Annotated in this window: 8 protein-coding genes; 6 read left to right on the top strand and 2 right to left on the bottom strand. The window is 36.3% G+C overall.

What is annotated here, in order from left to right:
* Positions 1–70: 70 nt before the first annotated feature.
* From NO995_RS02245 to glmM, 6 genes are all read left to right on the top strand, one after another.
* Complete coding sequence (locus tag NO995_RS02245; protein ID WP_258226099.1) at positions 71–988, top strand: sugar phosphate nucleotidyltransferase; 918 nt, start codon at positions 71–73, stop codon at positions 986–988.
* The gene (locus tag NO995_RS02240) at positions 963–2078 is read left to right on the top strand and encodes a phosphotransferase enzyme family protein (protein WP_258226098.1); all 1116 of its coding nucleotides are present in this window, start codon (positions 963–965) and stop codon (positions 2076–2078) included. Before NO995_RS02245 ends, NO995_RS02240 begins: the two co-directional genes overlap by 26 nt.
* A gap of 47 nt (positions 2079–2125) precedes the next feature.
* A complete protein-coding gene (locus tag NO995_RS02235; RefSeq protein ID WP_258226097.1) occupies positions 2126–3940 on the top strand; it encodes a sodium:solute symporter family protein in 1815 nt (604 codons plus the stop codon).
* A 31-nt stretch (positions 3941–3971) separates the two neighbouring features.
* Positions 3972–5900 carry a glucosamine-6-phosphate deaminase gene (nagB, locus tag NO995_RS02230; RefSeq protein WP_240571730.1) on the top strand — a complete coding sequence of 643 codons (1929 nt, stop codon included), beginning with the start codon at positions 3972–3974 and terminating at the stop codon, positions 5898–5900.
* A 71-nt stretch (positions 5901–5971) separates the two neighbouring features.
* The gene (locus NO995_RS02225; protein ID WP_258226096.1) at positions 5972–6244 is read left to right on the top strand and encodes a hypothetical protein; all 273 of its coding nucleotides are present in this window, start codon (positions 5972–5974) and stop codon (positions 6242–6244) included.
* Between the two features lie 15 nt (positions 6245–6259).
* On the top strand, positions 6260–7645 hold the full coding sequence (gene glmM, locus NO995_RS02220; RefSeq protein WP_258226095.1) for a phosphoglucosamine mutase: 1386 nt from the start codon (positions 6260–6262) through the stop codon (positions 7643–7645).
* A 332-nt stretch (positions 7646–7977) separates the two neighbouring features.
* Here glmM and NO995_RS02215 read toward each other — a convergent pair whose 3' ends face one another.
* Positions 7978–11211, bottom strand: coding sequence for a glycoside hydrolase family 2 TIM barrel-domain containing protein (locus tag NO995_RS02215; RefSeq protein WP_258226094.1), 3234 nt, complete (start codon positions 11209–11211; stop codon positions 7978–7980).
* Positions 11212–11273: 62 nt separating this feature from the next.
* Positions 11274–11915: a class I SAM-dependent methyltransferase gene (locus NO995_RS02210; RefSeq protein WP_258226093.1), complete on the bottom strand. Its 642-nt coding sequence runs from the start codon at positions 11913–11915 to the stop codon at positions 11274–11276.
* Positions 11916–11919: the final 4 nt, after the last annotated feature.

The following is an 11919-nucleotide window of genomic DNA, read 5'->3' as shown; positions in this document are numbered from 1 at the left end:
CCTTGTGATGGATTTAAAAAGTGTTGATTTTTAACTGTTTGACGACTTGTTTGAAGTCTTGAAAATTTAAATGATTAAAACAGATATGGAAAAACCAACGTTAGTAGTTTTAGCGGCAGGAATGGGGAGTCGATATGGAGGCTTGAAGCAGATGGATTCGTTTACTCCGCAGGGAGATACAATTATTGATTTTTCAATTTACGATGCTTTGCAGGCTGGTTTCGGGAAGTTTGTTTTTATTATTAGAAAAAGTTTTGAGGCAGAATTTAAGGAAATCTTTAATAAGAAATTAGAAGGTAAGGCTGAGGTAGCTTATGTTTATCAGGAGTTGGATTGTGTACCTGAAGCTTATGTTAATTCGGAGCGTACAAAACCTTGGGGAACCGGTCATGCTTTGCTAATGGCTAAAGATGCTGTAAAGGAAAATTTTGCCATTATTAATGCTGATGATTTTTACAGTAGAGAGGCTTTTGAGAGTATGGCGAAGGCTTTAAAGGAAACGGATAAGGAATCTTATGACTTCAAGACTATGGCTTATTTGTTGAAAAATACCGTTTCAGATCATGGTTTTGTGTCAAGAGGAGAATGTCAAGTTGATGAAAACGGGTTTTTATTAGATGTGACGGAACGAACCCATATTGAAAAAGTTAATGGAGAGTTGATGCGTAAGGATGATGATGGTGAGTTTGTATCTATTAAACCGGATACCGTAGTTTCTATGAACTTTTGGGGTTTTACACCTAAATGCTTTGAATTTGGAGAGGAGCTATTTTTGCAGTTTTTAGAAGAGAACAAAGCTAATTTAAAGGCGGAATTTTATTTGCCATCCATTGTTAATGAGATATTGAAGTCCGGTAAAGCAACGGTCGAGGTGTTAAAGTCTGACGCTAAATGGTTTGGTGTTACTTATCAGGAAGATAAGGCTATCGTTCAAAAAGCGATAGAAGAGTTGAAAGAAGCAAATGTCTATCCTGAATATTTATGGTAATATGAATCAGGAAACATTAAAATATATTTTTGATCAATTTCAACATGAAAGTCAGTTCGAATCATTTTCCGAATTGGCTTCTGGACATATTAATGATACCTATTTAATAAAAACTGAAGATAAACCCAATTATGTGCTACAGCGTATTAATCATGGTGTTTTTCCTGATGTACCGGGTTTAATTAATAATAAGGTAAGTGTCAGTAATCATTTAAAAATGAAGTTGTCACATTTGCCGAAAGGAGAACAGGAACGTCGTGTTTTGTCTTTTATTTCTACTGTTGAAGGTCAATCATTTTATGAAGATAAGTCAACGGGATACTGGAATTTAACACAATTTATAGATGATAGTGTCACTTTCGAACGAGTTGTAGATGATGAAATTGCGTATGAAGGCGGAAAGTTATTTGGAGAATTTTTAAATCAAACCAGCGATTTTAAAGTGGATGATTTGATAGAAGTGATTCCAAATTTTCATGATATGTCGTTTCGCTATAAACAGTTTGATGAGGCTTTAAAAGGAGCATCTCAACAGCGAAAAGAGGAGGCAATAGCTTGCATAGAACTGGTTGAATCGTCAAGAGAAGAAATGCATATTCTTCAAACGTTAAAAGAGTCTGGAGCAGTTCCAACAAGAGTGACGCATAACGATACAAAAATATCAAACGCTTTGTTTGACACAAACAATAAAGGACTTTGCGTTATTGATACAGATACGGTTATGCCTGGAATTATTCATTATGATTTTGGTGATGCAATCAGAACGATTTGTAATACAGCAGCCGAAGATGAACAAGATTTAGATCAGGTGAATTTCAATATTGACTATTATAAATCTTATGTGAAAGGGTTTTTAGAAACGGTAGGGGAATCTTTAACGTCAACCGAATTGGAGTATCTCCCATTAGGAGCTAAAAGCATTATATTTATTATGGGATTAAGGTTTTTAACCGATTTCCTAAACAACGATATTTATTATAAAGCGGCTTACAGTCATCATAATTTAGACCGGGCCAAAAATCAGTTTAAACTATTAGAAAGTTATTCAAAGCAGTATGAAGAAGTAAAGCAGATTACGAAATTGACATAACGAACAAATACTAACAAAACGAAAATATTAACTAATAACACACGTATATGGTATCATTAAGTCCATTAGATTACACGTTAATCATCATTTTCTTCTCGTTAACCTTGGGTATCGGGATTTGGGTGTCAAAAAAGTCAGGAAAAAACTCATCAGAATTCTTTTTATCAGGGCGAAGTATGCCGTGGTGGTTATTAGGGGTGTCTATGGTAGCCACTACCTTTTCAACCGATACACCTAACTTAGTAACTGATATTGTAAGAACTCATGGTGTTTCAGGAAACTGGGTTTGGTGGGCCTTTTTGCTTACCGGGTTATTAACGGTGTTTGTGTATGCAAAGCTGTGGCGAAAATCTAATGTGAATACCGATTTAGAGTTTTATGAATTACGTTACGGTGGAAAACCAGCCTCTTTTTTAAGAAAGTTCAGAGCGGTGTATTTAGGGGTGATTTTTAATGTCATTACCATGTCGGCAGTAACCTTGGCAGCCATCAAGATTGGTGGAATTATGTTAGGTTTAGAGCCTTGGCAGACGGTAATTAGTGCCGGCATCATTACGGTGACTTTTAGTGCACTTGGTGGTTTTAAAGGTGTTATTTATACCGATTTCTTATTGTTCTTCGTGGCGATGGGTGGTGCGATTGGTGCTGCATATTATTTAGTGAACCTGCCGGAAGTAGGTGGTGTTGCGGCTTTAATTACTAATGAGCATGTGGCAGATAAATTATCAATCTTACCGGATTTTAGTGATACAGAATCTTTAATCACGTTATTAATTATTCCTTTAGCAGTACAGTGGTGGAGCTCGTGGTATCCTGGTGCAGAGCCAGGTGGTGGTGGTTACATCGCACAGCGTATGTTAGCAGCTAAAGATGAGAATCATGCTATTGGAGCAACATTCTTTTTTAATATCATGCATTATGCTTTACGTCCTTGGCCATGGATTTTAGTAGCCTTGGCATCGTTAGTGGTGTTCCCGGATTTAGCAAGTATTCAAGAGGCGTTTCCTAGTATTGCAGATGATAAATTAGGTCATGATTTAGCCTATTCAGCTATGTTGACCAAATTACCTAGTGGGTTATTAGGATTGGTTTTAGCATCATTAATTGCAGCATATATGAGTACCATTTCAACGCAGTTAAACTGGGGGTCATCATATATTGTTTTCGATTTTTATAAAGAACAAATCAACCCGGAAGCTTCAGAAAAGCGTCTGGTAGCCGTAGGTAGAATATCAACAATTGTATTAATGGTGTTTAGTGCATTGTTAGCATTGTTGCTTCAAAATGCATTGCAACTATTCGAGGTATTATTAGTATTTGGTGCAGGTACAGGACTTATTTTTATTTTACGTTGGTTCTGGTGGCGTATAAACGCTTGGAGTGAAATAGCAGCGATGTTTGCTTCAGGAATCATTTCAATCATTTTAAAATTAACACCTGCGGGAGCATTTTTCTTTGCTAAGGAAACTGGAGTGTTTGCAAGTTATTTAGAATATCCTTTTGTAGTGTTGATAACCACCGTTATTTGGTTAGCGGCAACGTATATGACTCAGCCAGAAAGTAAGGCGGTATTACAAAGTTTTTATAAAAAGATTCAACCAGGAGGACCAGGATGGTCTCATGTGTTAAGTGAAGCTGAAGCAGATGGTGTGGTTTTAGAAGATAACAAACAACCTTGGTCAGTGCCTGCTGGTATTATGGCTATGGTGTTAGGATGTGCCTTAATCTACAGTGCCATGTTCGCTACAGGATACTGGATTTACGGAAAAACAACATTGGCGCTCGTAATGACTATTATCGCTCTAATATCAGGAGTGTTATTAGTGCGCATTTGGAAAAAGATTAAAGCAAACATATTGTAAGGATTAAACTAGATTAAAAAGGAGATAGGTTATGATTAAAAGTAGTGCAGATAAGGCCACAGGTTTTGAAAAACGTTTTGAAAACGCAGATACTGTAGTTTTTGAAGATTCGTTAGCAGCATCGAAAGCAGTTGCAAAAGAAATAGCAGAACTTATAAAACAAAAGCAATCGAAAAATGAAAATTGTATTTTAGGATTAGCAACAGGATCAACCCCAAAGGGTTTATATGCTGAACTGGTACGATTACACAAGGAGGAGGGCTTAAGTTTTAAGAATGTAATCAGTTTTAATCTGGATGAGTATTATCCGATGGAGCCGGATTCAGTATTTAGTTATGTGCGCTTCATGAAGGAATTACTGTTTAATCAGGTTGATATGTTACCTGAGAATATTCATATTCCAGATGGTACCTTATCTAAGGAAGAAATATCAGCATATTGTAATGCTTACGAAGCTAAAATTGAAGCTTTAGGAGGTATCGATTTACAAATATTAGGTATTGGAGGTAACGGACATATCGGGTTTAACGAATCAGGATCGTTACAAAATTCAAAAACCAGATTGGTAGCTTTAGATCATATTACCCGTGTGGCTGCAAGTAAAGATTTTGGTGGGCTAGATAAAACTCCAAGAACAGCAATTACGCTTGGAGTTAAGAAAATTATGGAAGCTAAGCGCGTGGTATTAATGGCTTGGGGGGAAGGAAAATCGAACATCATAAAAGCTTCGGTAGAAGGACCTGTAACCAATCAGGTACCGGCGTCATTCTTACAAGAGCATAGAAATGCAACCTTTGTTATTGATAAAAGTGCAGCTTCAAAATTAACCCGTATTGATACGCCATGGTTGGTAGAGAAAGTAGAGTGGACCGATAAAATGGCAAGAAAGGCTGTATTAGGTTTAGCCTTAAGCTTGAAGAAACCTATTTTAATGCTTACCGATGCTGATTATATCGAGAACGGAATGAGTGATTTGTTGGCCGATTCAGGACCTGCTTACGATATAAATATTAACATCTTCAATAAAGTTCAGCAAACCATTACCGGATGGCCGGGAGGAAAACCAAATGCTGATGATACAAACCGTCCTGAACGTGCTGAGCCAGCTAAAAAACGTGCCTTAATCTTCTCGCCACACCCAGATGATGATATCATTAGTATGGGAGGAACATTCAAACGTCTGCAAGAGCAAGGTCACGACGTTCATGTCGCATACCAGACTTCGGGAAATATTGCTGTTGCTGATGATGAAGCGTTACGTTTTGCTGCTTTCGTTTGTGATTACAATGAGAAATTCGGAATTGAAAGTCCGGAGGCTAAGGCGATTTATGAAAAAGCAATTGACTTTTTAAAGAATAAAAAGGATAGTGAAATCGATATTCCCGAAGTACGTTACATAAAAGGAATTATTAGAAAGGGTGAGGCAAGAGCTACCGCTCAATTTGTTGGTTTACCAGATGAAAATATCCATTTCATGGAATTGCCATTCTACGAAACCGGTACCATTGAAAAGAAACCGATTGGTGAAGAAGATATTAAAATCACCATGGCTCTTATCGAGAAGGTTCAACCACATCAAATTTATGCAGCAGGTGATTTAGCCGATCCGCACGGAACTCATAAAGTGTGTTTAGATGCTATTTTTGAATCGGTAAAACGCTTAAAAGAAAAACCATTCATGGCAGATTGTTGGGTGTGGTTATACCGTGGCGCATGGCAGGAATGGGGAATCGACGAAATCGAAATGGCGGTTCCAATGAGTCCGGGTCAGGTGTTAGAAAAACGTCACGGCATCTTTAAACACCAATCGCAAAAAGATGGTGTAGTATTTCAAGGAAGTGATAGTCGAGAGTTCTGGCAACGTGCAGAGGATAGAAACAGAGAAACAGCAGAATTATATCATCAGTTAGGTTTAGCGCACTACGCAGCTATGGAAGCCTTTGTAAGATGGATATTCTAATCATATAAATTTAAATGTTAGCATTAAATACAAACACTAAAACTAAGCCATCCAATTTCCAAATACAGGAAATGGCATCATTAGATAGTAAAATAGCCTATTGTCGGTTTTTAAATTGGGTTATTGGTGAATTTGATTTATTCCTTAAGAACGAAGAATCAGAAGCATTGAAAGTGTTTTTTCCTAATGGATGGTTTAGTATTAGTTGTTTTCAGAATACTGAAAATAAAATTAATGTAACATTAGAAGTAGAAGGTAAGAGTGAAGCGACTTGCCAAAATATGATGAAACATTTAATGCGTATACATAAACATGTGTGCGAGTTTCATGAGAACCAAGCTTAATATGTATAAAATACAATGACATTAATAAAATCAATCTCAGGGATTCGTGGAACCATTGGTGGAAACGTAGGCGATAATTTAACCCCTGTAGATGCTGTGAAATTTGCCGCTGCTTATGGTATGTGGTTAAAGGAGCAAAATCCAGATAAAAAACTAACCGTTGTTATAGGGCGAGATGCCCGAATTTCGGGAGCAATGATAAGCACATTAGTGAGTCAGACCTTAATTGGTTTGGGTATTAATGTGAAAAACTTAGGCTTGTCTACAACCCCAACCGTTGAAGTCGCTGTGCCTTTAGAAGGTGCAGATGGTGGAATTATCATCACGGCAAGTCATAACCCAAAACAGTGGAATGCCTTAAAATTATTAAATAATAAAGGTGAATTTTTAGATGGTGTTGAAGGCGCTAAAATTTTAAAAATAGCCGAAAATGATGCATATGCTTTTGCAGAAGTTGACCATTTAGGAGTTTATACTGAGGTTGAAGGTTATATAGAAAAACATACAGAAGAAGTTTTAAAACTGAAATTAGTCGATGCAGAAGCTGTAAAGCGAGCAGGTTTTAAAGTGGTAGTTGATGCGGTAAATTCAACCGGAGGCCTTGCTATTCCGGCATTTTTGGAGCGTTTAGGTGTAGAGTGTGTTAAGTTGTATTGTGAGCCTAACGGACATTTTCCTCATAACCCAGAACCCTTGAAAGAACATTTAACCGATATCTCAAAATTGGTTGTAGATGAACAAGCGGATTTTGGTATTGTGGTCGATCCAGATGTTGACCGATTAGCGCTTATTTGTGAAGATGGTTCTATGTTTGGCGAAGAGTACACCCTTGTTGCTTGTGCCGATTATGTTTTAGGAAGGCTGAAAGGTGGTAATACAGTGTCTAACTTATCATCATCAAGAGCTTTAAGAGATATCACTGTAAAGCATGGCGGAACCTATACGGCTAGTGCTGTTGGTGAAGTAAACGTAGTTATTGAAATGAAAGCCGCTCATGCCGTAATAGGCGGTGAAGGTAATGGCGGAATTATTTATCCGGATTCACATTACGGAAGAGATTCTCTGGTGGGTGTGGCTTTATTTTTATCGCATTTAGCGCATCAAAAAATATCATGTAAAGCATTACGTGACTCTTACCCAAATTATTTTATGAGTAAGAAGAAAATAGAGTTAACGCCAGAAATAAATGTTGATATTATTTTAGATCAAATAGCTGAACATTTTAAAAATGAAGCCGTGAATACGATTGATGGCGTGAAGATTGATTTTGAAACCGAATGGGTACACCTTCGTAAATCAAACACCGAACCGATTGTCAGAATTTATACAGAAAGCGCATCTCAGGAAAGTGCAGATGCGTTAGCTGATACTATAATTGAAAAGATAAAAACGTTAATCTAAAGTTTTTATTAAGTGTTATTAATTAAAGGTCTGTTTTTACAGGCCTTTTTTTATTGTTTCAAATTAAGGTATAAAACCATGTAATTTCATTGCAGCACTTTAGTTTGTGTAAATTTTTAAGATTACTTTGTTATTTTGATAGAGTGAGGAACGAGTGACGAGAAATCTAATACTATTGAGATCCTTCACTGCGTTCAGAATGACAAGTTAATTCTTAAAAAGAATTTCATTCTTTTATTTAAATATTTTCACATCATTTGTAAAAAAAAAGAAACCCCTAAAACTAATAAAAGTAGAAGGGGTTAAGGTTGTAGTTTGTTTAGAGCATTGGTTTATTCGCTCTCTAAAACAATTTGGCGAATCATTAAATTTTTACCTTTAGTAGCCTTGGTTTGTAAAATAAGTTTTCCATCGTTACTGTCTTCACGCATCACGTGGAATTTTACCCATTTACCACCTTCGGTTTTGTGTCTGTCTAAATGTACTTTTCTGCCTTCAAATTCAACGTAACCTTCGCGGTTTTGTTTGTTCCAGTCGTCAAACAATACATAAAAACTACCAAGCATACCTTCAGGGCAATTAAGCGTAATCGTCATTTCTTCACCATGCCATGCGTTACCATCTTTATCTTTCCATGCACCATCGCTTTTTACGCTGTATTTCACCCCTTTTTGGACAAGAATTTTATCCTGATCGGTTTTCCATGCTACATTTTCATTTTCAACCGTTACATTTTCAGCAGCTTTAACTTGTAAAATAGCATTTTCAAAATCGCCTTCAACAGTAATGTTTTCCGCTTTAGGAATATACGGAAGCATATCTTTTAAAGTATTAATATCTACTGAAAGGTTTGGGTTAAAATCTTTTGAATTTATATATTCCGTAAGGCTGTACTTTAATTGCTTGGCCACCGGTAAATCGCTGTCGGCAATATTAAATCCGCAAACTAAAAGTTTTCCTTTACCAACTTTTAATTCAAAAATGGCGCCTTCTTTATTGTTACGGTGAAAATCGTCTACTACCTGAGCAATTGGTTTGTAATCTGTAGGCGTATTATTTAAAATAAAACCTTTCGACCCTTTTGTAATGCTTTCCCATTGCCAGTCGCTGTGATAATTGGTCGAGAAATGTTTAAATGCCGGATGTTTGTCTTTTAAAAGCATACCAATATTAGTTTTTCCTTGACCAGGGAAGAACGTTAACGACCAGTAAAGCGGCGTGAAATTTAAATTTACACTGTTTTCTTCGGTTCCTAAATTGTTGGCAATTAATAAAACATTTTTCCCAGCTTCGAGTTCTTTAATGGTGTTTTCATCCAGAAGATTGCTTACTACAATATTTTTAGAATTGGTTTCCGGAAGGTTTGAAGGATAAACCCATACATTCCATTCGTTTTTAAAATCGGTATTTTCTAAAGCGACAGAAATGATTAAGCGTTGTGCATTATCAATAGTATTTAGTGGTAATGAAATAGAACCAACATTGGTTAAACTTCCAACAGGTAGATTATTTAAAGGCCATGTTTCTTTTTTAAGAACCTGGCCAGATTCTGTTTTAATCTCGCTAATTATGTTTCCTGATTTTATAGGAAATTGACCAAAATGCGAAAGCTGAAAATCGGCCTTTAAAGTTTCATTATTTGTCCATACAAATTTTTCTAAACGCAGTAAAGGCGTGGTTTCGTTAAAATGCGATTTAAATTGCTCAGGAGTTGTAATGCCTTTGCTTTCCCAGTGGGCATCAAGCCAGCCAATTAAAGCTTCACCTTGGCCTTGGTAATCTTGCATGCTTAAAAGTTGAACCCCCGCACAGCTTTGGGTTCTTAAAAACGATTCGGTTTCATATTTATACATAATTTGGTTTAGAGCCCCCGACGCCATTTTAAAATCATCGGCTTGGTCTACAATACCATTTTTTTCGGCCATAGCTTTAAACTCTTCAAAGTTTCTGGCTTTAAGAACGCCTGAATATTTATCAATTTCACTCCACGATGGATATACTGGCCACTGACCAATTTCGTGCGCAATAATTGGGATGTTCATTTGTTTGTAAGTGTCTTCAAAATCCCAGTCGGTATGCGCACCATTTAATCCGCGTGTGCGTCCAACGCCTTGTATATAGTGGGTTGCCATATAATCGTCTACTTCGGTAACTTTTCGTGCGGTCGACACCGAATACAGTCGTCTGTTATCTTTTTCTTTTAAATCTTTAACCCATAGTTTCATGACATCGAAATCTGAATTGCCAAGTTCGTTACCTATACAAAACATGGTAAATGAAGGGTTGTTGCCGTAAAAATCTACAATACGATTCATTTCATCAATGGCAAATTGGTCCCTTTCAGGATCCTTGCCTAAGCCTTGCGGGAAGCCTTTTGTGTTCATTTCCGGGCGGCCACGTTCGGTATTGTCAACGCTCATCCACCAGTCAATCCAGATAGAAGCTTCAGCTTGTAAATAAATACCAACGCGATTTGCAGCTTTAAATGCTGCTTCTGGCGGACACCACGAATGAAACCTGGCATGGTTTAATCCATAAGATTTATAAGCTTTAAATATCTTTTCCCAGTCTTCAACTTTTGTTGAAGGATAGCCTGTTAAAGGGAAATGTACACAGTCTAAATTTCCGCGTAAAAAAACCGGAGAGTTATTTATGAGTATATGCGTGCCGTCGTGTCCAATTTTTAAATACCCAAATTCGGTAAGTTGGGTGTCTTGGTATTTTTTAGTTTTTATGGTTGTAGATAATATGTAAACCGTAGGATCGAATTCATTCCATTGTTTTAGAGCTTGATTTAAATTAATCGTAAATTCTTTTTTATGCTCACCAGCATCAGAGTTAAAGGTGGTTTCAAAAGATTTAACAACGTTTGATTTTCCTAGCTCGCTAATGTTGAAAGTAATGGTTGTTTTTTCATTTTTAGCTGAAATAAAACGAGTTTCAATTCGTAATTTATCGTTATCAATATCTGAAAAAGTTCTAATACTTTCAATATGCGTAGGGTCTTTAGCTGTTAATTCCATTCGGCCAACAATACCATTCCAGATGCTTTGAGTGTATTCGCCGTAAGCATGACCTTTGTCGCCAATGTTATGAATCATATCATTGTTAATTTCAATGGTAACTTTATGTTTTCCGGGCGTAAGATGACCAAGATGATGAATATGAGGAGAGCCTAAAGCATCTTTAGTGCTTAATTCTATGCCATCAATAAATACTTTAGATTCCCATAAAACACGTTCCAGAAATAGTTGCAGGTCTTTGTTTTTCCAATGGTTGGGAATAGTGATTTCCTTTTCAAACGAAGCTATACCTAAGTATTTATATTCCGGAGTTAATACACCAAAATCAGCCCCCGTTGTTTTAAGTCCGTAACCTTGCTGTGCTAATGAGGAAGGTAAATTTATAGAACCTTCCCTTTTATAGGATGTGGTTTTTTCAATTTCTGGTCTTTCTTTGCTAAGAGATATATTCCATGTCCCTGATAGATCGATAATGTTTTCTTGAGCATTAAGTATTGTTATGTTCAGAAATACGATAACAATAAGTAATAAAAGTTTTTGCATTTTTTGTTCTTAAATTTGGGTTAATTCTGGTGTAAGATAAGTTAGTGTATTTTGTAATCCAATTAATAATTAACGTTTTTTTGGGAGATTAAAATACTGTGGGTTTCTTCAGATCCGTCTCTTTTTGTGTAAGATTTTAAAATAAGTTTAGGAGATTCAAAACCGTGAATAGTTAATTCGTTTTTAAGGTCTTTTAGGTTATGATAATAGAAATACATACGGTCTCCTGTACTTCCGGAAATATATCCTGAATTTTTGGTGTCACCTTCAACAAAACTTAGATATAGAATGCCGTTTTTATTTAGTAATAGATTACAGTCTGAAATGAGTTTGGAGAAGTCTTTTTTAGATAAATAAGGGAGACAAAAACCGCAAATAATACCGTCGAAGCTGTCTTGTAGTGAATCTAAATTTCTAATGTCCATGATTTTAAATTCAGCTGATTTGTTATTCTTTTGAGCTAAAGCAATCATGTTTTCTGAAATATCTATGCCTTTAATTTTTAGGTTTGGACTTTTGTTTAACAGGTAGTTCGTAATATTTCCAGGTCCGCAGCCCACATCTAAAATTTTTGATTCTTTATCTGGTAGATTGTCTAAAAAGAAATCGTAAGTGTCGTTATATAAATCCAGGTCAAAAAACGCTTCCTTATAGCGGTTGGCTATGCTATTCCAGGTGTTAAATGTCTCCTGATATTTATTCATAGTT

The organism is Aestuariibaculum sp. M13 (assembly GCF_024723255.1).
Taxonomy (GTDB): domain Bacteria; phylum Bacteroidota; class Bacteroidia; order Flavobacteriales; family Flavobacteriaceae; genus Aestuariibaculum; species Aestuariibaculum lutulentum.
The sequence above is the reverse complement of the archived record's forward strand: the minus strand, read 5'-3'. Positions and strand labels throughout refer to the sequence as shown.

Coding starts and splice junctions, on each gene's coding strand:
- NO995_RS02245 (WP_258226099.1), top strand. CDS start 71: ATGATTAAAACAGATATGGAAAAACCAACGTTAGTAGTTTTAGCGGCA.
- NO995_RS02240 (WP_258226098.1), top strand. CDS start 963: ATGTCTATCCTGAATATTTATGGTAATATGAATCAGGAAACATTAAAA.
- NO995_RS02235 (WP_258226097.1), top strand. CDS start 2,126: ATGGTATCATTAAGTCCATTAGATTACACGTTAATCATCATTTTCTTC.
- nagB (WP_240571730.1), top strand. CDS start 3,972: ATGATTAAAAGTAGTGCAGATAAGGCCACAGGTTTTGAAAAACGTTTT.
- NO995_RS02225 (WP_258226096.1), top strand. CDS start 5,972: ATGGCATCATTAGATAGTAAAATAGCCTATTGTCGGTTTTTAAATTGG.
- glmM (WP_258226095.1), top strand. CDS start 6,260: ATGACATTAATAAAATCAATCTCAGGGATTCGTGGAACCATTGGTGGA.
- NO995_RS02215 (WP_258226094.1), bottom strand. CDS start 11,211: ATGCAAAAACTTTTATTACTTATTGTTATCGTATTTCTGAACATAACA.
- NO995_RS02210 (WP_258226093.1), bottom strand. CDS start 11,915: ATGAATAAATATCAGGAGACATTTAACACCTGGAATAGCATAGCCAAC.